Origin of the sequence: Microbulbifer sp. YPW1 (genome assembly GCF_013367775.1) — a bacterium.
Lineage (GTDB): Bacteria > Pseudomonadota > Gammaproteobacteria > Pseudomonadales > Cellvibrionaceae > Microbulbifer.
The window spans coordinates 2,244,545-2,267,375 of sequence record NZ_CP055157.1; the positions used below are offsets into that span (position 1 = coordinate 2,244,545).

Genomic DNA, 22,831 nt, shown 5'->3' on the forward strand with positions numbered 1-22,831 from the left:
AAGCATGGCTTCACATCAGTTGATCGGTGCCGAGGTTTCTCTTTATACAGGGAAACTCCGCTGCTATCTGAAATACAAACACATTCCATTTGAAGAGGTTATCGCCTCACGGGAAGTGTTTCAGGATGTCATTATTCCACGTACCGGTGTGCGCTATATCCCGGTATTGATTACCGCTGAAGGTGAGGCACTGCAGGATACAACGGTAATCATCGACGCCCTGGAAAAGCGTTATCCCGAATCACCGGTGTATCCGGCTACGCCAAAACAGAATCTCATCTCTTTATTACTCGAAACCTACGGTGACGAGTGGCTGGTAATTCCCGCAATGCACTACCGCTGGAATATCGACGAAAACCGGAGTTTCGCCATCGGCGAGTTCGGTCGTACCTCGGCACCGCACGCGAGTAAAGAGGAACAGATGGCAATCGGGCAGCAGACCGCCAAGCCCTTCGCCGGCGCGCTGTCGATGTTGGGGGTAGCAGACGACATCGTACCCGCCATCGAAAAAAGTTACCTGAGCCTGCTGACAGATCTGGATCGCCACTTTGCTCTTTACCCCTATTTGCTGGGCAGCCGCCCCTGTATGGGAGATTTCGGCCTGATTGGCCCCCTGTATGCGCACCTGTATCGCGATCCGTATTCCGGACGGTTGATGGAAGCACAGGCGCCCAATGTGGTTGGCTGGGTCAAGCGTATGATCGAGCCCGCTCCGCGATCCGGCGAGTTTCTGGCATACGACCAAGTGCCGGAAACCCTGTACCCGGTTTTACAGCGCATGCTGGAGGAGCAGGGTCCGGTTATTCGGCAGACAATGGAACAGGTCGGCAACTGGCAGGGAGGTGATCAGATTGAGCGCGCTATCGGCGAGGTCGGGTTTACCATTGAGGGCGTCAGCGGAACGCGCCTGACGTTTCCCTATATGCAATGGATGTGGCAGCGCTGCCATGATTTTTACGCCAGCCTGGAAGGGGAAGATAAGCGCAGGGTGAGCGGTTTGCTGGATGCAATAAACGGACTGGATGAATTGCTCGAGCAGCCTTTGCCGCGACGTGTTCACCGCGTTGAAAATAAAATGCGTGTGGATAAAGCGCAATAGCTCGTGCCCCGGAGTACGGGGCACCGTTTAATTACCGATGCAGCATCAGCGGTTGGTGGCTGCTGCGAATCGGGTCATTCAACCTTTTGCCATACCTCGTATTCAACCCGCTTGCCATTTTCCCAGCGAGTGTTGTACCAGTATTCCCCTTCTACCCTGGCATCAAACGCGAATATCGCGCCCGGTTTCTCGCCAAAGGAATTGAGCTGAAGCTTCTCAACGTACTTCCCGTCCTCGAATTCATAAGACCCTGTGCCAGAAGCCCAGAAAGTGTCGCCCTTCATGGAGGTGAAACTGAAGTGGGTATCGGAAATGATTTTCAGGGACTGCATATTGAGTGACTGATAACTAATCAAATCACCTTCACCATTGATGTACTCGCCGGATTTCAGCTTCCATACCCCCTTAAGGTCCAGCGATGATGCCAGGGCCATGGGAGATACCAGAAACAGGGCAGTGAGAACAGCGGTTAATTTCATCGGATAATCCATTATGTCGTTATTACGGCGTGCTTCAGGTGGAATCAAGCAGGATCCTGCTTTCCAGTCAGTATCCGCTCGGTCCTCTGTCTGAATCCCTCTTCAAATGCCACCAGAGCGGCGAGCAGGGCAGACAGTATAAAGCCCGATATGGGAATACCAATAAACCAGATGAAATAGAGAATAGGGAATCCAATGAACGGGCTGAATATCGTGCCCAGCAGAATCACGATAAAAGCCAGCATCGAGAAGAAACACAGGATTCTGGCAAACGAGAGCACTATGGACAGGTGCTTGCTTTGTATATTTCTGAATGGGTCCATTCAACTCCTCCTTGAGTTTTAGTTTTCTTGACGCTTCTGCTATTCACCTGTTTCCGATAGCGCTAACAGCATAATGTCTACTTGCTGTCCCTTATAGGACTGCCTTCTCAATAATGTCCAGCCAAGCGCCTCGTAATAATCGCGACTGCTGGGTGTGAACAGATAAAGCTGGTCCAGGGAATTGCGGCGAGCGAAGGCGATCAAATGCTGGACCAGCTGTTTGCCAGCGCCCTGCTGCCGGTAATCCGGGTGTACATATAGATTGGCCAGCCACGGAGTCCACGGCTCGTCGATATCCATATCATGCGGTAACAGGCTGATTGAGCCAACCACGTTGCCGTCTACTTGCGCGACAAATGTGGAGGGTACTGTCCCCTGCGCCGTCGACGCCACCAACTCTGTCTGGAAATCTTCCAGAGTCTCCTCGGGGTAAAGGGTGTGCCATTCGTCGAAGTGCCATCGGGCCAGAGTCCCGATGACCTCCGGAGCATGTGCCAGGTTGATAATCTGCATAGGTGTTCGCTGAATTCTTATGGTACTGGTGTCACGACTCTAAAGAGGATCCGTGGCCCTGGTTACTCCCCGGCTTGTTGTTCCTGCTTTGCACGCTCGGCCTTGGATATGTAGCGGGGCTTGCTCTTGGGATTGAGCTTGTCGTTGGCCTTCTTGGCCTTCTTCTTCAGGATCTGGTTGACTTTCTTCCTGCGGTTCATGGGATTCTCGGTGGGGTTGCGGGCATATGTGGATACCATAACTGGTCTGGCGAATGTGTGCATATTAACGTCCCCGGCATGGCGAACCAACGTGTGCTACATTGCGCGCGCAGTCCGCATTCTCCAATTACCCCCAGACGTGAGTGAGCTCTCCCCATGAAGCCCTGGATCCAACTCGGTACCGCCCAGATTCCCAACGACGGCGGGGTGCTCACACTGCGCCAGCGCGACCAGGAATTCTCCATTTCTCTGTCCGGTCCCCGTGGCGAACTCATGAACAGTCGCCGGTTCAACAGCGAGCAGCAGCTCTCGGTGTTGGGTTGTGCTCATCTGAAGAACCGGGAGCATGCCCGCGTACTGGTAGGTGGTATGGGGATGGGCTACACACTGGCGGCGGCCCTTGAGGCAGTGCCATCCAGCGCCGAGGTAATGGTCGCCGACCTGATTCCCGAGGTCGTGGAGTGGAACCGAGGACCACTGGGAAACTGTGCCGGACGGCCTCTGGATGATGCCCGGGTAAGCGTACATATCGGCGACGTGGCAGAGCTACTGACGAAGGGTGACGCTCGCTATGACGCCGTGCTCCTGGATGTGGACAATGGTCCGGAGGGGCTGACACACAGTGACAACAACTGGCTGTACTCTGTAGAGGGGACCAGCAGTATTTTCAGTAGTCTGGCATCGGGCGGTGTTCTGGCGGTGTGGTCGGCGGGGCCCGACTCCATGTACGTCGGCCGTCTAAAGAAGGCAGGCTTTCAGGTAAAGGTAGAGACAGTGCGAGAGCGCCCCGGTAAGGGGGCGCGCCACACTATTTTTGTGGCAAGGAAAATGGCCGCACGGCGTGTGAAAAAATCCCGTTGAGGGCATGCTTGCTGGGTTAGGTGATCTTTCCGCAACAGTGCTGCCCCTGCTGGATCGGCGGACATTTGACTGTGCCAAACGAACAGAAAACACAGCAATCACCAGGCTTTGGCTTTAGCAGGGTTTGGCAGCTCTCGCACTCATAAAAGAAGATACAACAATCTGTCGGCATGATTTCCATCTTCTGGTGATGGCATTCAGGACAAGTGATCGTTGACTCGAGAATCATGTCTGCCATATTCCTGCCACTATTTTCAAATTCATAGATGTGAGGCCCGTTACAAAGAGACGTGGCCCGGAATGATACTTTTTTATTGTGCAAATGCCTGTTCAGAACTCACTGAGCAGGTTTCTGTTGGTTGGGTTTCATTTGAGCGGTTTACAATCCAGCAATCGCCATAAATTGAGCAGTAACAAATTTCGATTTGTATTTTTTTATCTAAAGTCAGGACGTCGCTAATTAGTTCTCCCTTGTACTTTACAGGGTTGATGGTTTGTCCTGATGATAATATGACGTTACTGAAGTGCGATTGAGAAATATTTTTGAACTCCGGTAATTCGGCCCACTTTTTTAAAAAGTGGTTCCCTGAACTTACCTTTGCATACTCTATAATCGCAGGGCCGGTACCTCTATTTGAAACGCCGTAGCTGAAACCGTTATTATTGTAGCTTCTGAAAATTTCCACTCTTGGCCAAACCGAGGCTTTAGCATAGGCGCGGTCAATATAGGCGGAATAAATGGAAATAGCTGCGGTGATCAAGCCAATAAATAGCGCTGTTAGTGCAACGAGCATTTCTGGGTTTTTATACCATTTTTCTTTTTGCATTCACTTACTCCCTTAAAACGAGTGATGCTTAAATTGGCTAGCGCTGCAGTCAGGCCGACTTGCTTTGTGCGCGTTTTGCACGAAATGTGGAGCGCAGCGGCCGATCAAAACGTGCACAAAGCAAGACGCCGGCTGATTTTCTATCAGCCAAATTTAAATTTAATCGTTTGAATGACATACACTGGAGTTCGCTTAGTGTTGTCTTTTGACGGAACATACTTTTGTTTCGTACTTGCAACTAGTGCACTTTGATCCCAGGCTCCCTCTGGATACGACTCTATGATCTCTGGGTTATATACATCACCTTTTGAATCAATAAGAAAACGTACCTTTACAACCCCTTGTGTACCAGGCGCTGGTACTACGCGAGGCGAAATGCTAAATCTAATAGATTTACTTTCATTAACCCAGTAGCGATCCAGTTTATCAATCCCTATCTCTACTGGCTCTGAGGTCAAGTATTGCTCAGATGTTGAAGCGCATGAAGCAATCGCAATTGACATGATGATGATCAATATAATTTTCATAGTATGTCCGTTATTGTTAGATATCGAATACATGGCAGCCCGCTGCAGGAGTGGCTTTCTTTGGACGTGCTTTGCGCAAAAAGGGAAGCGAAGCGACCTGTACAAAATGCACACAAAGTAAGACGTCCCACGGAGGTATGAATTAATATGCCTGCGTCTTTATATGGGAGCTAACTACCCACTTGCTTTGGTGCTAAGAGGGTTAGTACTGCCAAGTAAAGCCAACCACCGACCCAGCTAAAACCTAAAACTAGAGCAACCGCTGAGCAGGCTACGGCTGAACGTCCTTGCTTCTTCGCAACCCAAAATGCCAGTAATGCCGGAATAATGGAAGTGAATATCAGTATGTAGGGGGTGAGCCCAATATTTATATTCATAAAATACTCAAAATCTACTTTTCTTAGAAAACGAATGGATCCATATAGTATCGCGCATAACCGCGGAAAATTTGAGGCTCTTTATACGCAAAAATAGGAGCGCAGCGACCGCAAATAAAGTGCACAAATTTGGCCGTCGGCCTGTACTGTCTTGTATGGTCTACTTCCCCCGAATCCGGTAAGTTGAAGCCCGTAACATCTCTCACCATGTTACCGGCCGCCCAGCCCGATGCTCGCCAGATCTTCAAAGATCGTTAACAAGCCTGGGCGGGTGGCCGACCCGATTTACAAACTCGAACAGTCGAATGGGCTTCAAGCCCGAATTTAGCAAGGACGAGTCATCATGACAAATCGTAAAAGTGCTGAGGCGGGAGTTAACGTGGGCGTGGATATTGGAAAGGATTTCCTGGATTTCTATATTCACGAGAGAGACGTTCATTGGAGGTCCGATAATACCCCTGATGGCATCAAATACTCCCTCAACCGGTTAGCTCGCTATAAGGTTGCCAGGCTGGTGATGGAGGCCACAGGCCGCTACGAATTGCCATTGGCGGAAGCCGGATTTGAGCGCGATATGCCAGTCATTATCGCCAACCCCCGTGCAATTCGTCGCTACGCCGGTGCTGTGGAACAGCTCGCCAAAACGGATAAGCTCGATGCCGCACTGATTGCCGAATTCGCCGCGAGGATCCAGCCAACACCAAGTAGATCACAAGGGAAAAATCTAAGAAAAATCAAAGACCTACTGGCTCGACGTCGCCAACTCATGAATATGAGAACACGCGAGCTAAACAGGCAGTCAATCATGGGGGATGGCGTACTGGCCAGCACTTATCGGAGGCTGATCAAGCAGCTGGATAAGGAAGTTGAATGGGTGGACGAGCAACTGAGTTCAGCGATTGAAAAAGAAGCCGCTTGGGAGGAAAAGAAAGCTCTATTGAAAAGCGTTCCTGGCGTTGGCGATGTTTTGGTACACACGCTACTCGGAGATCTCCCCGAGCTCGGCACACTGAATAACAAGCAAATAGCCGCTCTTACTGGCGTCGCGCCAATGAATCGGGACAGCGGAAAGCTCCGTGGCAAGAGAAGAATCAGAGGTGGCAGATCAACTGTACGCGTGGTTCTGTATATGGCGACAGTAAGTGCCACCCAGTGCAACCCAGTAATCAAAGCGCATTACCGAAAACTGGTCGCTCAGGGCAAGCATAAAAAAGTAGCTTTGACAGCTTGTATGCGGAAAATGGTCACGATCTTGAACGCTATGGTTCGAGATGGAGAGGTTTGGGCTGCATAGCTTTATGAGCGGGGTTGCAACCACAGTCGCTTGTTAGGCATATTTGCCCTCTACGAAGTATGTTGCCAAAAGTGTACTACTGATAAAAAGTATATTTACTGATGCACGAAAAAGCCACGGATATGAGCGATAAGAAATAGAAAAATACTTTGAAAGAATAACTGCAATACCCATAAGGCCAAACCATGGAGTGAAAAATATAATCATTTTCCATTTAACGAGAGATACCGCTAAATCATGGATCGCACCACTAACAAGAAACGTAAAAATGATCGCTAGCCAGTTCGGCAGAAATAAACCGAGCGGCTTCATGATGTTGCGAGACAAATAGTAGCCCCATATCGGGTTCCAATAATGCCAAAAGACCGGGAATGAGCCCGCACCCAGAGAGCGATACAGCATATTTCTCATGGAGCGGTTTGCACCCAGCGCAACACCGTTTCGCTTCCTAACGTACTGCGATAATGAAACCTTATCTTGCATGATATTTGCGAATGTCTAACGCCCTCGGAGGCCCGGAGGGCCGTAGTTTCACTGCTCCTGATTGTTATTATTGGGCTCGTTGTCCGCGTCACCTACATGAGAGATGGTCCCACCAGTTACCGTTCTTCCCTCGGCCTTGGCTCTTAGAAACCTCTTCTTAATTTCCGTAGGTTTTTCGAAACCAATGGTAGTAAATTTGGGAATATTGCTGGTTGATTTCCAAATCATTCGGGGTTCAGCGATATTTGCAACCTCTAAGCGAAGGCGCTCAATCCTCCAATCTGACTCCGACAAGCGCAAAAGCTCGTCATATAGCTCGGGAGAAATTTCGTAATTTCCACAGTTCGAGCATTCGACGAACATTCGGCCTCCACTCCACTCTTGGGGGCGAGTGACGACATTGTTTCTACAAACCGGGCAGCTATCCATGCTCTTGGCTCTCTGACACTGGTCTTACCCACAAAAAGTAGACACTATAACTAAGCGCATTTTGCGCGAAAATTGGGTGCGAAGCGAACTGCGCATAAAGTGCACAAAGTTAGCCGTCGGCCTGCAGCGTGTTGTTAGGCACGCCGAGCGAGCCAATACCAGAATGCGACCGCCAAACCACCAGCGGAACCAATTAAAGACCACTTCAATAGCCCCATTGGCATTACGATAAATATCAATGCGGCTTCGTTCAATGGACCACTCGTAAGTACCCAACTGGCGGTTTTGACTGTCATAAACAGTGCGAAACCAATGCCACCTATAAAAGAACCGTAAAAGATTAATGAACCTTCAACTGCCTTTTTCCGTAACGTAAATGCTGCAAATAATGAAATTACTGGAACCCAGCTACACCAAAAGAGCATGCCAGCCACGCTCCTCAAATACTTCTCCATCCCCACACATGAAATTGCGACGGATACAACAAGCATAAGTAACAAAAATAATGAAAAACCATCTCTTATTCGATTTAGCATTCTAATTGCCTAACGCCGCCATAACCGGCAGCCGGAGCGCAGCGTAGGCTGTCCGGCGCCGAAAGGCGCGAAGTTAATGGCCTTGTTAGGAGCGTTAGGCTCGGTATTTACGGATAAAATCATCTTCAATATCGATATCGCTACGCTCAAGAGGTTCGTTCAAAATTTCGCCATAGACAAATTTACATCCAGGGAAAACACTCACAACATCAGCTTCTGAGCGCGCCCATACCTCTCGATATATATAGCCCATCTGAGACTCGATTTTTATTGGGTAACCAGTTTTTCCTTCTTGCTGCCTTTTGCTTATAAATAGAATGACCTCTAAAAGCCCTGCTGGCTTTGCAAACTCATAAATAGGATCGCTTTTTTTTATTGCGTATTTGTAATATGGATGGCTTTCGACATTTTCAGAAATCACCTTCCATGACTTTCCAAGAGAGCTCTTTAATTCTTCGACATTGTCACAGCGGACTAACATAGCTGCACCGCCATGTTGATAGTCATGAAGAGCTACGACTGTCTTTTTCATCATGGCTCCTAACAGTTTATTCAAAGGCCAGTGGCTTTATATCTCTCTGGCTACTATTTACTTCTCGCGAATTGATCGTTAACTCGAAACATCATTAGAATCAATAGGTTATATTCATGCGCTTAGATTTTAATCGGAAATAACGAGATTTTCCTTCCGAGTGCTGCAATATCAACTGGCTACTATTTATTTTCCACAGCTATAAATATCAATGACTTACGGCGTTTGTTCAAGAAATAGAAGAATTGCTACTATTATTTCCGCTGGCTAGCCACCGGTATGCAGGTCGTATAGCTGCTGTCTGAGCTGAATCGGACAGCTATATATGCAGCCGCAAGTTCCCCTCAATCTCCTCAACTAGTGAGTGCGGCACCTCGTGCTCAAGCGCTAGCCTTCGCCATTGTGATACCTGCTCCACCACGTTATCCACAATGCTGTCGATCTTCCTTCTGCTAAACAGTGGGCTGATTTTTTCCAGGCTGTGGATATCTTCCCGGGTAAAGTTTTCCCGCTTGCCGTTCAGGCTCATCCAGTGGTTGTTGACCCATCGGCTGCCCGGTTTGTAGCTGTAGGCGAGGTCGTAGGCGGGGGCCAGTTGCCAGGTTTTTTCTGTTAACTGGAAGGCGAAGTTCTTGGCGTGGTCGTCGTGGTTGCGGGCGACGATGTTGAACACCATACGCAGCAGTAGCTGTTCGGCTTCCCTCGCGGTGAGTTTCAGTTGTCTCGCGATGCCGAAGAGTTCGGCGTAGGAAAAAGAGCCGGGGGCTTTGTAGTCCACATGGGCCAGACCGTTCAGGGTCTGGATGTGGATCTTGTCGTTGCCGCGGCGGTCGAAGCGCTCGGTGACAAAGTGCCGCCGGTTGCCCTCGTGTAGCAGGTGGCAGGGCATCATGTCGATGCCGCAGTTGGTGGCCATCTCGTGGTAGACGTATTCCATGGCGCCGAAGCCCATGGGGTCGCCGAAGGTTTCCCGGTCTTTGTTGTGCTCGCTCACGCCGTCGAATTTCATCAGGTAGTGGGTAAAGCCTTCGGGGACCTCGGTTTGTCCGGAGCGCACGTGGCTGAAGTCTTTATTGAAAGCCAGTACCGCTTTGGGGCGGGCGCCGCCGGCACTCATGCCTACGGAGAGCAGGGCGACCATGGCTTCCCGGTTTTCTCCATCTTTATCCAGCTCTACGCGGAAGCCGGCGCGGCTGTCGAGTACTTCCTGGGCGATGCTCACCAGTTCGTCGATGGCGATATCCTGGGAGGCGTTGAGCTTCTTGATGCGGGTGGCGGGGGCGTATTCCAGGGCGCCCATTCCGCGTTTACCGGTGTACTGCAGCCTTTGCAGTGGCGTGATGTCTTGCGGGTGTTTGCCCTGGGCGGCCATCCAGGCGTTGAGTACCGCATTGCCGAAGTCGTCGGGGAGGGAGTCGGCAATCAGGCCGGGCAGGCCGCGGAAGGTTTCATAGCGCAGTTCCGGGAAACTGTAGATTCGTCGTGCCAGGGGCATTTTTAGGGGGGAAAGTTCGATGCCGGTGTCGATAAAGGCGGGGTCATATTCAAATGCACCGATACCGGTATCGGTGTCGAAGCTGACGGCACCGGCGGCTTGCCCCTGGTAATCGACGCTGATGACTTCCATTACCATTCCGGTTCCTCCTGTGTGTCTTTGTCTTCTCCTTCCTCATGCCCGTCGCCCTTGCCGCGCTGGCCGGAGGCCCGCTGACGCTGCTTACCCTGGAGTTTGGCCAGCTGGATCGGCGAGGGCGGCTGCGGCGGCAGGAAACTGTCCAGCTGGGCAGTGAGGTCGAGGGCCTGGAGTATGGCGACCAGAACCTCCAGCTGCGCCTTGCCTTTTTCCGCATTGAGCACCGCCTTGCGGCTGACGCCGGCGCGCTCCGCTACCTCTATTTGGGTGAGGTCTCGGTTCAGGCGTGCCTGCTTCAGGCGCTGGCCCAGCGCTTCGGCGATGGCGGCGGGGGATTTCTGGCTTTGGTCCATAAGGTGCTTTATAGGGGATATAAGCTTTGATTCCCTCGATTATGTTCCTTTATGGGGATATTACAATGCCTGTTTTTAATATTCCGTATTTGGAACTTAGTGGGCTCTAATGTTCTTTAGGTGCTAAAAATCGCACTTTATGCGGGTTTGCTGTTTGATTGATCTGTTTTGACCGGAAGTGCAGCGCCGTTCACGGCGCTACCAGCTGTGCTCTCCGCCCCCGCCGGGGAGGATGGCCCGCACTGCCCCTGCTGACACAATGCCGCCATAACCAGAGCCCCGCACCGCACTATTTCCGGTGTATTCGGCCGATTCAACAATAATCAGGCGGTTAATGCGATGAAACAACAGCCCAAGCTTCCCTTCTGGCAGGTGTGGAATGTCAGCCTCGGTTTCCTCGGGGTGCAGTTTGGATTTGCCCTGCAGAATGCCAATGCGAGCCGGATTCTTTCCGATCTGGGTGCAGATCTGCACTCCCTGTCCCTGTTCTGGATTGTTGCGCCCTTGATGGGGCTGATTGTGCAGCCGATCGTGGGGTCTGCCTCTGACCGTACCTGGAGCCGCTTCGGCCGTCGCAACCCTTATATCCTGTTCGGTGCCATCGCCGCGGCACTGGGCATGGCGTTTATGCCCAATGCCGGTATCGCGGTGGCCTTTGTTGCGCCGATCCTGTTCGGGGGCGTGATGCTGGCGCTGATGGATGCGGCGTTCAACGTCACCATGCAGCCGTTCCGTGCGCTGGTCTCGGATATGGTGCCCTCGGAGCAGCGCACAGTGGGTTACGCGGTGCAGTCCCTGCTGATCAATATCGGCGCGGTGATGGGGTCCATGCTGCCGTTTATCCTCACCAATGTGATCGGCCTGGAGAACACCTCGCAGGCGGGTGAAGTGGCGCCGTCGGTAATCTGGGCTTTCTATATCGGTGCTTCGGTACTGCTGGGTTCGGTACTGTGGACAGTGTTCCGCACCAAGGAGTATGCGCCGAAGGAATACAACGCTTACAAGGGGATCGACGAAGAGACCCTGGCGAAGGAGCTGGCGGAGCGCAAATCCCTGCCGCAGCGTTTGGGCGGTTTCTTCAAGCTGCTGGTGAGCATGCCCAAGACCATGCGTCAGCTGGCAGTAGTGCAGTTCTTCTCCTGGTTCTCCCTGTTCATCATGTGGGTGTACACCACTCCGGCCATTACCCAGCACGTGTGGGGTGTGGAGGCCAAGTGGTTTGATTCCCACTACCTGGAATCTGTGGGTGAGATCCCCGCGCATATCGCCGCCGCCAAGGGCGCTGCCGGTGACTGGGTGGGGATTATCTTCGCCGCTTATTCCCTGTTCGCCGCGCTCTTCTCCATCGTGCTGGCCCGCGTAGCCAGCAAGCTTGGCCGCAAGCCCACATACGCATTGTCGCTGCTGTTGGGTGGCCTGGGTTACATGAGCTTTGTGCTGTTCCAGGGCGGTGAAGCCACCCAGGTAAATCTGCTGATTACCGAGGTGACCGTTCCCAGTGGTGCGCTCGGCCTGCTGATTCCGATGATCGGTGTGGGTATTGCCTGGGCCGCGATTCTGGCCATGCCTTACTCAATCCTTTCTGACTCGCTGCCGGCGAGCAAAACCGGCGTGTACATGGGCATCTTCAACTTCACCATCGCCGCACCACAGATCCTGTCTGCACTGGTGGCGGGGCCGATCCTGGCCGGCGTGTTCGACAACCAGGCCATCTATATCCTGATGCTGGCCGGCGTGTTTATGGTGTGTGGCGCCATCTCGGTGTTCTTTGTACAAGAGGAAGCGGCACTTCCCGCAACGTCGGATCCGGTTGCCGCCTGATACGTATCGTTTCTTCCCAAAGCCCCTCACCGCAGGGGCTTTTTTGTGGGCGTGAGGTTGAGCTGCGGTTGCTCCGAGTCCATTTCCCCTGGATTTCTGTAATCGTTTACATAATCGTGTAATTAATTGTATAAATGTGCCATTGGCCACTCGCCCTGATTTCACGTAGCTTGAGGGAAGCGGCGCAAGCTGGCCGATCAAAGAATAAATTGGAGTCGCACAGCGGCCCGTAGTGAGTGAGAGAAAATAATGAATACCACCGTCAGCAGTGGTGCGGCAGTTGATGCTGCGCCTGGAATTGCACCTTCCGCAGGTTCCGCAGAAACCAATCACGGCCTGGTCATCGCCATCAGCGGTGTCGCCACCATCGGCGGCTTCCTGTTCGGGTTCGACAGTGGTGTTATCAACGGGACCGTGGATGGCCTGCAAGCTGCATTCAATTCCGACAGCGCCGGCACTGGTTTCAATGTGGCCTCGATGCTGCTCGGTTGTGCCATCGGCGCATTCTTCGCCGGCACCCTGGCGGACAAGTATGGCCGTAAGGCACTGCTGATTGTCTCCGCTATCATGTTCATCGTTTCTGCCTGGGGCTCCGGTATTGCCACCGGCTCCCTGGAGTTTGTCTTCTACCGCATTCTCGGTGGCCTTGCGGTCGGTGCGGCCAGTGTGATGACCCCCGCTTATATCAGTGAGGTGGCGCCCGCTGCCTACCGCGGGCGGCTGGCCACGGTACAGCAGGTGGCGATCATCAGTGGCCTTACCGCGGCATTCCTCAGTAACTATGCCATCGCCAAATTCGCCGGCGCTTCCACTACCGAGTTCTGGATGGGCTTTGAGGCCTGGCGCTGGATGTTCTGGATAGAACTGCTCCCCGCGGCTATTTTCCTGATCGGCCTGTATTTCATTCCCGAAAGCCCGCGCTTCCTGGTGGCCAGCGGTCGCGGTGATACCGCTCGCTCGGTGCTGACCCGCCTGTTCGGCGAGCGCGCGGCCGGCGACAAGGAGCGGGATATCCGCGCTTCCCTGGCCGACGACCACCGCCCCAGCCTGTCTGATCTCAAGGACGCAAAAACCGGCAAGCTGCGCAGCATTGTGTGGGTTGGTATCGGTCTCGCGGTCTTCCAGCAGTTGGTGGGAATCAATGTGGTGTTCTATTACGGCGCGGTGTTGTGGCAGTCGGTGGGCTTCACCGAGAGCGATGCGCTGTTGATCAATGTGGTATCCGGTGCGGTCAGTATTGCCGCAGTGATTACCGCGCTGATCCTGGTAGACAAAATCGGCCGCAAACCACTGTTGTGGGTGGGTTCCATCGGCATGGCGGTGACCCTGGCGATCATGGCAGTGTCGTTTTCCCGGGCGACGCTCGGTGAAGACGGCGGACTCAGCCTGTCGGATTCTGTCGGCACTATTGCACTGATTGCCGCCAATGCTTACGTGGTCTTCTTCAATGCGTCCTGGGGCCCGGTGATGTGGGTGATGCTCGGCGAGATGTTCCCGAACCAGATCCGCGGTTCCGGTCTCGCCGTAGCCGGCCTCGCCCAGTGGCTGGCCAACTTCGGCATTACCCTGTCGTTCCCGGTACTGCTGGTCAGTATCCAACTCTCAGGCAGCTATGGTATTTATGCACTCTGTGCGTTCATCTCGATCTTCTTCGTCAGCAAATATGTGCGCGAGACCAAGGGGCGCGAGCTGGAGCAGATGCAGGGCTGATTTTCCAGGAAGGTCCGCATTACCAGTGTTGAGTGGGTATTCGCCCCACGCGGGCCGTCGCCCAGAATGATTTCTGGGGTCGTACTTACGAGAGCGCTGACAATGAAAAACAAAATGAACCGTAGAGACTTCCTCAACCTTTCAGTAGCAGCGATTACATCCAGTATGTTGCCCTCAGCGCTGGCGGGGAGCGGAACTGCTAATCGCTCTCTGGTCCCGGTGAGTGGTGTGCAGCTATATACAGTCCGTACATTGATGGAAAAGGATGTTGCTGAAACCCTGAAGGCGCTAGCCGCCATCGGCTACAAACAGGTCGAGTTTGCGGGTTACTATGGCGTCAAACCCGGTGAGATTCGGCGAGTGCTCAATGGGGAGGGGCTTGAGGCTCCATCCGCGCATCTGCAGCTCTCGCAATTGCGGGAAAACTTTGCCGAAAGCCTGGAAACTGTAGCGGAAATCGGTCACCGCTATGCTGTGTTGCCCTGGCTTGCAGAGGAAGAACGCACTCCGGACAATTACCGCCGGCTGGCGGATGAGCTCAACCTCTGGGCAGAGCAATTCCGCACGGTGGGAATTCAGCTTGCCTATCACAATCACGATTTTGAATTCCACGTAACGGACGGCTTCCTCCCGTATCATCATCTGCTGGAAGCCACCGACCCTCAGCTCGTCAGTTTCGAAATGGACCTGTTCTGGGTGCACAAGGCCGGGCGAGATCCCTTGGAGTATTTCAGTAATTATCCCGGTCGCTTCCCTCTTTGGCATATCAAGGATATGGACAGTGCAGGGAATATGGTGAGTGTCGGCGCGGGGCTGATCGATTTCCCCGAGATTTTCAAGGCAGCGAAAGCCGCTGGTTACCAGTTTGGCTATGTTGAGCACGATAACCCGGAGAATCCATTGCAGTCGGTATCCGCCAGCCTGGCGGCAGTGCGGAACTGGAACGGCCTCTGACTCGTCCTTAGTCGCAGAAGGTTTGAGATTTTCCCTCCAGTGCGCGAGCATATCCCGTTTGTCGTACTGAACCCCGCTGGGAAAACCTCTCATGTCATTTATCGAATCCCTGGATTCCGCGCTCAATACCTTCGTCGCCTACGCCTGGGGCACGCCGCTACTGGTGTTGCTGGTGGGTGGCGGCCTGTTTCTGCTGATCAGCTCCCGCGGCCGTCCCTATCGCCACCTGGGCCACAGCATCGACCTGTTGCGGGGCAAGTACGACGATCCCGATGATCCCGGCCAGGTTCCCCACCGCCAGGCACTGTCCACCGCATTATCCGGTACCCTCGGTCTGGGCAATATTGCCGGGGTGGCGATTGCCATCAGTACCGGTGGCCCCGGGGCGATCCTGTGGATGTGGGTGACCGCACTGGTCGGGGTGGCGACCAAGTTCTACACCGCAACCCTGGCGGTGATGTATCGCGGCCGCGACAGCAACGGCGAAATCCAGGGCGGCCCCATGTATGTGATCCGCGAAGGGCTGGGCAAGCGCTGGCAGCCGCTGGCTTATCTGTTCGCCATTGCCGGCCTGTGCGGCCTGCTGCCTTCCTTCCAGTCCAACCAGACGGTGCAGTTGCTGCGGGTTTCATTTGCCGAGCCACTGGGCTGGGTCTCTGCGGATAGTGCGTTTGCGTTCGAACTCGGCCTGGGTGTGGCCCTGGCGCTGGCCGCGCTGGTGGTGATTTCCGGGCGTATTCAGCGTATCGGTCGCTTCGCGGTGCGCATCGTGCCGGCGATGGTGGTGTTCTACCTGTTACTGACCCTGGGCGTGATCGGTTATTTCTGGCAGGAAATTCCCGCGGCATTCGCACTGATTATTTCCGATGCGTTTACCGGTAAAGCGGTGGCTGGCGGCGCGCTGGGCGCGGTGATCACCACCGGTATCAGCCGCGGCGCCTTCTCCAATGAGGCGGGCATCGGCACTGAGTCCCTGGCCCACGGCGCGGCCAAGACGACCGAGCCGGTGCGCGAGGGCGTGGTGGCGATGGTGGGCCCCATTGTGGATACCCTGATCATCTGTACCTGTACCGCGCTGGTGATTCTGCTTACCGGTGTGTGGCAGCACGGCGAGGGCATCGAAGGCGTATCGCTCACTGCAAATGCCTTTAGCAGCGTGTTTGGTGGCTGGGGGCCCGTACTGCTGCTGGTGATGGTGGTACCGCTGGCCTTCAGTACTATTGTCACTTTCTGGTATTACGGCATGAAGTGTTTCGTATTCCTGTTTGGCAACCGCTTTCAGGTGATCTACACCATCCTTTACCTTTTGCTGATCGTATTTGGTGCGGTGGCTTCACTGAATATCGTCAATAACCTGATTATCGGTATGTATGCGGTGATGGCGATTCCCACCATGGTGTCCACCCTGCGCCTGTCTGGTCGGGTAAATCGGGCTGCGCACGATTATTTTGTGAAAACTACGGGTGCGTAAGGTGCGTGTTTTTTCGCTGATTTAATCAGTATTTCATCAGTGCCGAGTTTTATTGCCTGTGTTATTTTTGGGCAGGCTTGAATGGTTTTCAGGCGCCCCACAAAAATAGTTCCGTAAACCGGAGTGATTTTGTGTGAGGGCGCTCACAAACTTGGCGCACGCTTTGATTTTTGTCTCACCAGCTATGGGAACCAGTGGAAAAAAGCGCTAAAAACGCTGCTTACCTAAAAACATAAACTTTCTCTACGGTTACAGTTAGGTGGCACAATGGCGAACCCTCTCGATCCCAAACCAGACGCAAATCTGGATTCCAATTCTTTTCTTTCCGGTATGAACGAAAATGGTGCGAGCGAGCGTCCGTTTGCGGACAAACTCGAATCCACCATGGCGAAGGATCGCTCTGTGATCGGTAAAAACATCAAGTTCCGCGGCGAACTGATCGGCACCGAAGACCTGCACATTGAAGGCACCATCGAAGGTACCGTGATTATGGAAGGCCACGACCTGTCCATCGGTCGCGAAGGTGAAATCAACGCGAACATCCACGCGCAGAATATCGTGATCAACGGTACCCTCACCGGTGATGCACTGGCAGATGAGCTGATCGAGATCCGCAACACCGCGGTAGTCAAAGGCAACCTGATTGCCCCGCGTATCCAGCTGGACGACGGCGGTAAGTTCCGCGGCTCCATGGATATGGTCGATACCGATGACGAGATGAAAGCGCGTCACAGCGAATTCAAAGAGAAGCTGGTTCACCCGAACCTGCCGCCCAAAGATGAAGCACCGGCGCGTGCCGCTGCTGCGAAAAAGTCTTTTGCCCCCAAAGACAGCGCCAAGGATGCGGCCAAGGAAGTCGAGTCAGCGGATAGCTGATTGCAGATGACTCGACAGCGGCGCTGTTCCCTCTGACGGCGCCGCTTTTCAATTCCAGGCTCACGCCCCAAACCTTTGCGATAACCGATGCAACACCGTTCTTTTGGCCTCGCTGCGTTAACGACCGAGATGGTCAAAAGCGGGGACAGAATCCTCGATCTTGGACCGCTCTCATCCGGGACCACCCAGGCTTTTCTCGGCCTAAATTGCCAGTGTCATATCGAAGACCTGGTGGAATACCTGACGGAAAACCAATCCTGCAGTGATCCGCTGGCGGCACTGGAAGCGCACCTTCTGCCCAAGCCCGCCAACCTGAAATTCGATGTCATTCTGTGCTGGGATCTGCTCAACTTCCTCGATCTGGAAGTCATCGAACACCTTATCCAGTTACTCAAGCCGCACCTCAAGCAGGGCACGATTCTGCACACCATGCGCTATACCGGCCGCAACCAGCCGGAAAAGCCGCGACGTTTTCGCTTGCTGGAGGATTTCTGTTTCGAGTACGTGGATGACCCCGAGTACCCGGAAGTCCCGTCCAAGGGGCATTCCACGGTAACCCTGCTCAAGTGCATGGACCGGTTCAGCCTGTTCAATTCACTGATGAAGCGGGAGGGTATGGACCAGAACGTGACCGAGCACTTCCTGGAGTACGACAGCGTCACCTCACGCAATCAGGTACGCAGTGGTGGAGCCTCCGATGTCAGTGCTTACTTCAACACCGTGAAGGACGATGAGCGTCTCGAATTTGCCGGTATTGAAAAAGCACTGGCCGCATTGCCTGCGGCCAGTACCGTGCTCGATTGTGGGCGTAAAAACGGCCGCAATATCGATGCACTGAAAAAGAAAGTGGGCGCTCTGTATGTCGAGGACCTGCACGCATCCCTGGCGTGGCGAAGAAAGACCCACGGTGAGGGCACCGGCTTTAGCGAGTCCATGTTCAGTTTTGACAAGGGTGCGCGGCTGGATGGAGCCTTCCTGTGGGATCTGCTGAATTACTGTTCCCTGGAACAGGTTCAGGCGCTGGGAGACCTGCTGGCGGAGCGTATGAATACCGGCGCGACGCTACATTTCCTGGTGTACAAGTCTGCACAGCAGCCGGAGCGGCCGTCGATGTTCGAAGTGCTGGAGGATGGTCGCGTGGCAGTTACCGGTGTTTCCAGTAAACGTTGTGCGCGCAATCTGGGCAGTACCGCGGACCTGATGCGGCTGTTGCCGAATTACCGCCTGTACAGTCACCACCTTGGCCGCTTGCCGACCGGGGAATCCTTTCAGGAATTTGTGCTGCAACTGAAGGGCTGAATACACGCTGTTTGAGCACGCTTTTTGAGTACCTATTTGAAAAAGTCTCGAGAAAAACAACATGTCTGAATTATTACGTTCTGTATTTCTTGCTCTCAGCCCGGATGCGGTGACCGAGGGATTCCTTTACCTGATGCTGTCACTGTTCGCCCTGGCGGTGGTGTGCCGGTTTGTCCGTCGCGGCGGCGAGTTTGTGGAACAGGCACCGGGACTGCTGACCTCTCTCGGTATTCTCGGCACCTTTACCGGGGTGATTATCGGGCTATTTGAATTCAGCCTGGTGGATATCGATCAGAGTATCGCGACCCTGCTGGATGGTCTGAAGACCGCGTTTATCACCAGCGTGTGCGGTATCGGCCTCTCCATAATCTTGCGCGCGCTGACCCGCTTTATTCCGATTCCCGGTGACAGTGCCGGGCCGGAGACTGACCTGGCGGACATACAGCAGTCGCTGCAACAGATGCAGGCCGCCCTGGTGGAAGGGCAGGAGCGTCAGCTGAAGCAGAGTGAAAACCAGCTGACGGAATTTTCCGAACAGATTTCCCGCGCCCTGGTTTCCGAAATGGAACAGGTGGTGCAGCGCTTCAACGAGCGCGTGGAAGCGCAGTTCGGTGAGAACATGACCCGTTTCGGTGAGAACTTCGCCCAGTTCGATGCCATGGTGGCCACGCTGAGCAAGGAATACAAGGCGCACGAAGAGCGTGTCGAGTACTGGTCCGAACACTGCGACACCGCGGTTATCGGTATGGTGCAGGTGGCGCGGGATCTGCAGCAGGTACATCAGCAGCTGGCGGAAGTGCCGCAATTCTTTGAAGGTATGCAAGGATTTGGCAAGGACGTGCGCGAGCAGATGCAGGCGCTCAATGTACAGCTGGAGCGTTACGGACAGGTCAGTGCTCAGGTTCAGGAAGTCATGCCGCAGCTGGGTGACCGCATCGCCCAGTTTGTGGAAGGTATCGATGTGGTGCAGCAGGTCATGACCAGCGACATGAAGCAGTCCCTGGTCAGCATTGCCCAGCAGAGCGAATTGCTCGGCGCCCAGATCCAGGCGGTTTCCGGGGCATTCGAAAAGATGTCGAGCCTGGATGCGGACTTTATCCAGTCCCTGGTGCAGGAATCGGTGACCACCCATCGCAATGGCATGCAGGAGCTGGCGCTGCAGCAGGCGCGCACCCACAAGGAAATGGTGGATGCCCTCAGCCACGTTATTCGCAAGAGCATTGGCGACTCCGAAAACACCATCGGCAAGCAGTACCAGCTGGTAGAGCGCCGTATGGAAGAGGAAATCGAGGGCGTGATCAGTGCCATGGGGCAGGCCCTGGCCGCGATCAGTGGCCAGTTCACCCGGGATTACCGTCAGCTGATCGGGCAGATGCAGCGTCTTTCGGAATCCGCCGGGCGCGCCCAGCAGCAGGCGCACAGCCCCCGTGAGGAAATGGCCTAATGGCCCAGTGGCCGGGAGCTCAGGGAAGAAGCCGGGTATACGCTAAGGGGACCGGTGGCGAGAGAGGCGAGGGGGATGCCTCTTGGATCAGTGTGTCGGACCTGATGGCCGGCCTGATGATGGTTTTCCTGTGTATCGCGGTGGCGATGATGCGCTCGGTGATGATCGAGCGCGAGAAAATACGCACCATCGCCATGTCGTACAAGGAAAACCAGCTGGCGATTTACGAATCCCTGCAGCGGGAATTTGCCCCGGACCTGCGCCGCTGGGGGGCGACCATCAACCGAGACACCCTGACCATCGCCTTCAATAATTCCGATGCCATGTTTGAGACCGGCGAGGCGCAGCTCAATGCAAGCTACCAGGTGGTGTTCGAGGAGTTCTTCCCGCGCTACATGAACGTACTGGCACCGTTCCGGGCGTCCATCGAAGCGGTGCGCATCGAGGGGCACACCAGCTCCGGCTGGGGGCAGTCCAGCGACCGCCACGCCATGTACTTCAACAACCTGCGACTGTCGCAGGATCGCGCGCGCTCGGTGTTGCGCTTTGTCTACACCCTGGATGCGGTCACGTCCTACAACCGATGGATGATGCAGAATGTGGCGGCGGTCGGATATTCATCGTCGCGGCCCATATACAATGCGGATGGCAGTGAGAATATCGACCAATCCAAGCGGGTGGCCTTTCGCGTGATTACCAATTCTGAAACCAAGATCCACAGTATCCTCGAGGAATCCTTCTGATGGGACGCTGGAGCCGGCATCTGGAAGCGCTCACCCAGGCCATTAGTGGCATGGGGGCTTCTGCGTCTGCCGCGGCGGACGCCGACGGCGATACCGCACTGCAGGAAGTGCCCGAGGCGCAAGCCGTAGAGTCTCCAGAACCTGAGGAGGCGATCGAGCCCCGGGACAGCTCTATCGAGCAGGCCCTGATCAAGGGTATGGAAGTGACCCTGGGTGATCTGGACCAGACCGAGCACGGCTGGATGTATCGCGGACACCCGGTAATGGTTTACGCGGTAGATGTGGCCGCGGTGGAGGATCAACAGGTGCGGCGGGAGTTTTTCCAGCGCGTGCACCTGGCGAGCTGCTGCGGTGCCCTGGAAGATCCCGCGCAGGCGGTGTGGATTGGCACCGCGCGCGAGGCGCTGGCTGCGCCGGGGCTGGATACCACCCACGCCTGCGAATACTGCCTGGCCAAGGTCAACCACCGCGGCTTCCGCAGCCTGGGGCCGCGGGACCGTACGCGCGTTGCCGCCGGCTTCAGCTTCCACTGGCACGTGAGCCAGTATGCGCAGGAATTTTTCCCCGGTGATGAAGCCAACTTCTGGGCGCCGGGTAAAGTGGTGCAGGCACTTTCCGCGATCGAGCCGGGTTCTGCCGACAGCGGTACCTGTGGCTTCTGCGAGTGGCAGGTGCCTGCCGGGCACGACTGGTTTGTACCGGTAGAGCGCGGTACCCAACTGGGCTTGTCCATCGATGCCTGTGTGCTCTGTGCGCAACAGCAGGCGATGGGCGTACTCACATTGCCGGATGCCAGCGCCCTGGAGGCCAGCCGCGTGCGGTTCAGCGCGCAGCGGGAAAATACGGATGTTACCGCTCAGGACGCGGCGCCAGAGAGTGACCGCGACTGGTCCAGGGTGCGCCGACAGTTACCCTTGTCCTGGCATCCTCTGTGTGAGCAGCTGGAGCGTAAACTCTCAGCGCCGGTATTGTTCCATCGTTTTACTGGCTATGAAGGCGTGGCGGTATTGGCATGGCCGGAACATCGCCGGGGCATAGTGGCCGCAGAGGAAGATCGCGCGCTGCTGCCGGAGGGTTGGGATTTCTGGACCCTGCGCAATGTGCTGGGTAGTCTCGGTTAACGCCACAAGGCAGAAAAACAAAAAAGGGCAGCGTTCGCTGCCCTTTCTCGTTTCTGGCTCCGGTTACTGACGAACCGTCACCTTGGTGCCCATGGGTGCGTTCTCATAAAAGATCTTCGCCATATGCCAGGGCAGACGAATACAGCCGTGGGACTCCGGACGCCCGGTTACCTTGCCCGCGTGCATGCCCACTGCGCCGTTAATGCGCATAAAGAAGTCCATGGACGCGCCGCGGAATACAGTACCGGGCGGGCGCTTGTCTTTGCGTACATCCACGCTCGACTTGCGCACATAACCCGCGCGATCCACATAGTGCCCAAACAGATTGGATCTATGGTCTATGTTTTTTTCCGATACCCGGAAGCTGCCCGTGGGCGTGCGATAGCCGGCGATACCTGTGGCTACCGGAGAGATACCAGCCAGGCGGCCACCTTTGTAAAAGTAGGCACGCTGTTCACTGATGTCGATGATGATATGTGGCGTTCCCCCGACCACATCCCGGCGCCACCAGGCGCTGCCATCGGTCATGGATCTGTGCTGCTGGTAGGGATACGGATAATCCCCGGCCTGGGCAACCGGCGCAAATACCGCGGATGCCGCCAGTACCAGACTGCTGCCAAGCATGAATTTCTTGAAGGTGCTTTTCAGAAAAGTGGAAGGGCGTTGCATGCGTACCTCATCTGCTCTTGCGAGCCAATTGCAGGCCGGTTTTTCCGGGACGAACGAGCCCCTGCAGCGAGTGCATAACCTGAGCCTGTGAATTTCCCCAAAGCGGCGCGTCGGTGTATCCCGATTTGGCCGCGGGATGAGCCTGCACCCGGTTCCGGTGGACGGCACCAGGGCAAGTGAGAGGCATGGTAGGGTGCGGATTTGGCGCTTTTTACATTCAATCAGAATGACAGGGGCGCCGCTTATAGAAGTTTCTG

Annotated in this window: 26 protein-coding genes; 12 read left to right on the forward strand and 14 right to left on the reverse strand. The window is 54.7% G+C overall.

What is annotated here, in order from left to right; all coding sequences use genetic code 11:
• The first annotated feature begins 4 nt into the window (after positions 1–4).
• Positions 5–1,099, forward strand: coding sequence for a glutathione S-transferase (locus HUW35_RS09230; protein WP_181255295.1), 1,095 nt, complete (start codon positions 5–7; stop codon positions 1,097–1,099).
• A 74-nt stretch (positions 1,100–1,173) separates the two neighbouring features.
• On the opposite strand, the gene HUW35_RS09235 is transcribed toward HUW35_RS09230, so the two are convergent.
• The 4 genes from HUW35_RS09235 to HUW35_RS09250 all read right to left on the reverse strand — a co-directional run bounded on the left by HUW35_RS09235 (position 1,174) and on the right by HUW35_RS09250 (position 2,614).
• Positions 1,174–1,578 carry a hypothetical protein gene (locus HUW35_RS09235; RefSeq protein ID WP_181255297.1) on the reverse strand — a complete coding sequence of 135 codons (405 nt, stop codon included), beginning with the start codon at positions 1,576–1,578 and terminating at the stop codon, positions 1,174–1,176.
• A gap of 44 nt (positions 1,579–1,622) precedes the next feature.
• The gene (locus HUW35_RS09240; protein WP_181255299.1) at positions 1,623–1,901 is read right to left on the reverse strand and encodes a hypothetical protein; all 279 of its coding nucleotides are present in this window, start codon (positions 1,899–1,901) and stop codon (positions 1,623–1,625) included.
• Positions 1,902–1,940: 39 nt separating this feature from the next.
• Positions 1,941–2,414: a GNAT family N-acetyltransferase gene (locus HUW35_RS09245; protein WP_181255301.1), complete on the reverse strand. Its 474-nt coding sequence runs from the start codon at positions 2,412–2,414 to the stop codon at positions 1,941–1,943.
• A gap of 62 nt (positions 2,415–2,476) precedes the next feature.
• Complete coding sequence (locus HUW35_RS09250; RefSeq protein ID WP_078085050.1) at positions 2,477–2,614, reverse strand: DUF2986 domain-containing protein; 138 nt, start codon at positions 2,612–2,614, stop codon at positions 2,477–2,479.
• 156 nt (positions 2,615–2,770) lie between these two features.
• Between HUW35_RS09250 and HUW35_RS09255 the strand changes: the two genes are divergently transcribed.
• Positions 2,771–3,475 carry an MnmC family methyltransferase gene (locus HUW35_RS09255; RefSeq protein WP_181255303.1) on the forward strand — a complete coding sequence of 235 codons (705 nt, stop codon included), beginning with the start codon at positions 2,771–2,773 and terminating at the stop codon, positions 3,473–3,475.
• Between the two features lie 16 nt (positions 3,476–3,491).
• Here the strand turns inward: HUW35_RS09255 and HUW35_RS18950 are convergent, their stop codons facing one another.
• The 3 genes from HUW35_RS18950 to HUW35_RS09265 all read right to left on the reverse strand — a co-directional run bounded on the left by HUW35_RS18950 (position 3,492) and on the right by HUW35_RS09265 (position 4,829).
• Positions 3,492–3,713 (reverse strand): GDCCVxC domain-containing (seleno)protein, encoded by a 222-nt coding sequence (locus HUW35_RS18950; RefSeq protein WP_305075978.1) that lies wholly within the window; start codon positions 3,711–3,713, stop codon positions 3,492–3,494.
• Positions 3,714–3,786: 73 nt separating this feature from the next.
• Positions 3,787–4,302: a hypothetical protein gene (locus tag HUW35_RS09260; protein WP_181255305.1), complete on the reverse strand. Its 516-nt coding sequence runs from the start codon at positions 4,300–4,302 to the stop codon at positions 3,787–3,789.
• A gap of 143 nt (positions 4,303–4,445) precedes the next feature.
• Complete coding sequence (locus HUW35_RS09265) at positions 4,446–4,829, reverse strand: energy transducer TonB (RefSeq protein ID WP_181255306.1); 384 nt, start codon at positions 4,827–4,829, stop codon at positions 4,446–4,448.
• 720 nt (positions 4,830–5,549) lie between these two features.
• On the opposite strand from HUW35_RS09265, the gene HUW35_RS09270 reads away from it, so the two are divergent.
• Entirely contained in the window at positions 5,550–6,500 is a 951-nt protein-coding gene (locus HUW35_RS09270) for an IS110 family transposase (protein WP_181255308.1), read from the forward strand.
• A gap of 33 nt (positions 6,501–6,533) precedes the next feature.
• Here the strand turns inward: HUW35_RS09270 and HUW35_RS09275 are convergent, their stop codons facing one another.
• From HUW35_RS09275 to HUW35_RS09300, 6 genes are all read right to left on the reverse strand, one after another.
• Positions 6,534–6,983 (reverse strand): acyltransferase, encoded by a 450-nt coding sequence (locus tag HUW35_RS09275; RefSeq protein WP_181255310.1) that lies wholly within the window; start codon positions 6,981–6,983, stop codon positions 6,534–6,536.
• Positions 6,984–7,031: 48 nt separating this feature from the next.
• Entirely contained in the window at positions 7,032–7,346 is a 315-nt protein-coding gene (locus tag HUW35_RS09280; protein WP_181255312.1) for a hypothetical protein, read from the reverse strand.
• A 200-nt stretch (positions 7,347–7,546) separates the two neighbouring features.
• Positions 7,547–7,948 (reverse strand): hypothetical protein, encoded by a 402-nt coding sequence (locus tag HUW35_RS09285; protein ID WP_181255313.1) that lies wholly within the window; start codon positions 7,946–7,948, stop codon positions 7,547–7,549.
• 94 nt (positions 7,949–8,042) lie between these two features.
• Entirely contained in the window at positions 8,043–8,480 is a 438-nt protein-coding gene (locus HUW35_RS09290) for a hypothetical protein (RefSeq protein WP_181255315.1), read from the reverse strand.
• Between the two features lie 319 nt (positions 8,481–8,799).
• The gene (locus HUW35_RS09295) at positions 8,800–10,107 is read right to left on the reverse strand and encodes a type II toxin-antitoxin system HipA family toxin (protein WP_255463590.1); all 1,308 of its coding nucleotides are present in this window, start codon (positions 10,105–10,107) and stop codon (positions 8,800–8,802) included.
• Entirely contained in the window at positions 10,107–10,466 is a 360-nt protein-coding gene (locus tag HUW35_RS09300) for a helix-turn-helix transcriptional regulator (protein ID WP_181255319.1), read from the reverse strand. The genes HUW35_RS09295 and HUW35_RS09300 overlap by 1 nt, the downstream gene beginning before the upstream one ends.
• Positions 10,467–10,805: 339 nt before the next feature.
• Between HUW35_RS09300 and HUW35_RS09305 the strand changes: the two genes are divergently transcribed.
• The 9 genes from HUW35_RS09305 (at position 10,806) to HUW35_RS09345 (ending at position 21,905) form a co-directional block, all read left to right on the forward strand.
• Entirely contained in the window at positions 10,806–12,287 is a 1,482-nt protein-coding gene (locus tag HUW35_RS09305; RefSeq protein ID WP_181255321.1) for an MFS transporter, read from the forward strand.
• Positions 12,288–12,536: 249 nt separating this feature from the next.
• Complete coding sequence (locus HUW35_RS09310) at positions 12,537–13,997, forward strand: sugar porter family MFS transporter (RefSeq protein WP_181255323.1); 1,461 nt, start codon at positions 12,537–12,539, stop codon at positions 13,995–13,997.
• A 114-nt stretch (positions 13,998–14,111) separates the two neighbouring features.
• A complete protein-coding gene (locus HUW35_RS09315) occupies positions 14,112–14,951 on the forward strand; it encodes a sugar phosphate isomerase/epimerase (protein ID WP_181255325.1) in 840 nt (279 codons plus the stop codon).
• Positions 14,952–15,042: 91 nt separating this feature from the next.
• Positions 15,043–16,422: a sodium:alanine symporter family protein gene (locus HUW35_RS09320; protein ID WP_181255327.1), complete on the forward strand. Its 1,380-nt coding sequence runs from the start codon at positions 15,043–15,045 to the stop codon at positions 16,420–16,422.
• Between the two features lie 267 nt (positions 16,423–16,689).
• Positions 16,690–17,298, forward strand: a complete 609-nt coding sequence (locus HUW35_RS09325) for a polymer-forming cytoskeletal protein (RefSeq protein WP_078083998.1) — start codon at positions 16,690–16,692, stop codon at positions 17,296–17,298.
• Between the two features lie 87 nt (positions 17,299–17,385).
• On the forward strand, positions 17,386–18,597 hold the full coding sequence (locus HUW35_RS09330; RefSeq protein WP_181255328.1) for a class I SAM-dependent methyltransferase: 1,212 nt from the start codon (positions 17,386–17,388) through the stop codon (positions 18,595–18,597).
• Between the two features lie 61 nt (positions 18,598–18,658).
• A complete protein-coding gene (locus tag HUW35_RS09335) occupies positions 18,659–20,041 on the forward strand; it encodes a hypothetical protein (protein WP_181255330.1) in 1,383 nt (460 codons plus the stop codon).
• Positions 20,041–20,784: an OmpA family protein gene (locus HUW35_RS09340; RefSeq protein WP_181255332.1), complete on the forward strand. Its 744-nt coding sequence runs from the start codon at positions 20,041–20,043 to the stop codon at positions 20,782–20,784. The genes HUW35_RS09335 and HUW35_RS09340 overlap by 1 nt, the downstream gene beginning before the upstream one ends.
• Positions 20,784–21,905 (forward strand): hypothetical protein, encoded by a 1,122-nt coding sequence (locus tag HUW35_RS09345; RefSeq protein ID WP_181255334.1) that lies wholly within the window; start codon positions 20,784–20,786, stop codon positions 21,903–21,905. Before HUW35_RS09340 ends, HUW35_RS09345 begins: the two co-directional genes overlap by 1 nt.
• 63 nt (positions 21,906–21,968) lie before the next feature.
• On the opposite strand, the gene HUW35_RS09350 is transcribed toward HUW35_RS09345, so the two are convergent.
• On the reverse strand, positions 21,969–22,574 hold the full coding sequence (locus HUW35_RS09350) for a L,D-transpeptidase family protein (RefSeq protein ID WP_255463591.1): 606 nt from the start codon (positions 22,572–22,574) through the stop codon (positions 21,969–21,971).
• Positions 22,575–22,831 lie beyond the last annotated feature (257 nt).

What these genes read in the sequence shown, in the direction of transcription:
- HUW35_RS09230 (WP_181255295.1), top strand. Translation starts at nt 5, where the DNA reads ATGGCTTCACATCAGTTGATCGGTGCCGAGGTTTCTCTTTATACAGGG.
- HUW35_RS09235 (WP_181255297.1), bottom strand. Translation starts at nt 1,578, where the DNA reads ATGAAATTAACCGCTGTTCTCACTGCCCTGTTTCTGGTATCTCCCATG.
- HUW35_RS09240 (WP_181255299.1), bottom strand. Translation starts at nt 1,901, where the DNA reads ATGGACCCATTCAGAAATATACAAAGCAAGCACCTGTCCATAGTGCTC.
- HUW35_RS09245 (WP_181255301.1), bottom strand. Translation starts at nt 2,414, where the DNA reads ATGCAGATTATCAACCTGGCACATGCTCCGGAGGTCATCGGGACTCTG.
- HUW35_RS09250 (WP_078085050.1), bottom strand. Translation starts at nt 2,614, where the DNA reads ATGAACCGCAGGAAGAAAGTCAACCAGATCCTGAAGAAGAAGGCCAAG.
- HUW35_RS09255 (WP_181255303.1), top strand. Translation starts at nt 2,771, where the DNA reads ATGAAGCCCTGGATCCAACTCGGTACCGCCCAGATTCCCAACGACGGC.
- HUW35_RS18950 (WP_305075978.1), bottom strand. Translation starts at nt 3,713, where the DNA reads ATGGCAGACATGATTCTCGAGTCAACGATCACTTGTCCTGAATGCCAT.
- HUW35_RS09260 (WP_181255305.1), bottom strand. Translation starts at nt 4,302, where the DNA reads ATGCAAAAAGAAAAATGGTATAAAAACCCAGAAATGCTCGTTGCACTA.
- HUW35_RS09265 (WP_181255306.1), bottom strand. Translation starts at nt 4,829, where the DNA reads ATGAAAATTATATTGATCATCATCATGTCAATTGCGATTGCTTCATGC.
- HUW35_RS09270 (WP_181255308.1), top strand. Translation starts at nt 5,550, where the DNA reads ATGACAAATCGTAAAAGTGCTGAGGCGGGAGTTAACGTGGGCGTGGAT.
- HUW35_RS09275 (WP_181255310.1), bottom strand. Translation starts at nt 6,983, where the DNA reads ATGCAAGATAAGGTTTCATTATCGCAGTACGTTAGGAAGCGAAACGGT.
- HUW35_RS09280 (WP_181255312.1), bottom strand. Translation starts at nt 7,346, where the DNA reads ATGTTCGTCGAATGCTCGAACTGTGGAAATTACGAAATTTCTCCCGAG.
- HUW35_RS09285 (WP_181255313.1), bottom strand. Translation starts at nt 7,948, where the DNA reads ATGCTAAATCGAATAAGAGATGGTTTTTCATTATTTTTGTTACTTATG.
- HUW35_RS09290 (WP_181255315.1), bottom strand. Translation starts at nt 8,480, where the DNA reads ATGAAAAAGACAGTCGTAGCTCTTCATGACTATCAACATGGCGGTGCA.
- HUW35_RS09295 (WP_255463590.1), bottom strand. Translation starts at nt 10,107, where the DNA reads ATGGAAGTCATCAGCGTCGATTACCAGGGGCAAGCCGCCGGTGCCGTC.
- HUW35_RS09300 (WP_181255319.1), bottom strand. Translation starts at nt 10,466, where the DNA reads ATGGACCAAAGCCAGAAATCCCCCGCCGCCATCGCCGAAGCGCTGGGC.
- HUW35_RS09305 (WP_181255321.1), top strand. Translation starts at nt 10,806, where the DNA reads ATGAAACAACAGCCCAAGCTTCCCTTCTGGCAGGTGTGGAATGTCAGC.
- HUW35_RS09310 (WP_181255323.1), top strand. Translation starts at nt 12,537, where the DNA reads ATGAATACCACCGTCAGCAGTGGTGCGGCAGTTGATGCTGCGCCTGGA.
- HUW35_RS09315 (WP_181255325.1), top strand. Translation starts at nt 14,112, where the DNA reads ATGAACCGTAGAGACTTCCTCAACCTTTCAGTAGCAGCGATTACATCC.
- HUW35_RS09320 (WP_181255327.1), top strand. Translation starts at nt 15,043, where the DNA reads ATGTCATTTATCGAATCCCTGGATTCCGCGCTCAATACCTTCGTCGCC.
- HUW35_RS09325 (WP_078083998.1), top strand. Translation starts at nt 16,690, where the DNA reads ATGGCGAACCCTCTCGATCCCAAACCAGACGCAAATCTGGATTCCAAT.
- HUW35_RS09330 (WP_181255328.1), top strand. Translation starts at nt 17,386, where the DNA reads ATGCAACACCGTTCTTTTGGCCTCGCTGCGTTAACGACCGAGATGGTC.
- HUW35_RS09335 (WP_181255330.1), top strand. Translation starts at nt 18,659, where the DNA reads ATGTCTGAATTATTACGTTCTGTATTTCTTGCTCTCAGCCCGGATGCG.
- HUW35_RS09340 (WP_181255332.1), top strand. Translation starts at nt 20,041, where the DNA reads ATGGCCCAGTGGCCGGGAGCTCAGGGAAGAAGCCGGGTATACGCTAAG.
- HUW35_RS09345 (WP_181255334.1), top strand. Translation starts at nt 20,784, where the DNA reads ATGGGACGCTGGAGCCGGCATCTGGAAGCGCTCACCCAGGCCATTAGT.
- HUW35_RS09350 (WP_255463591.1), bottom strand. Translation starts at nt 22,574, where the DNA reads ATGCAACGCCCTTCCACTTTTCTGAAAAGCACCTTCAAGAAATTCATG.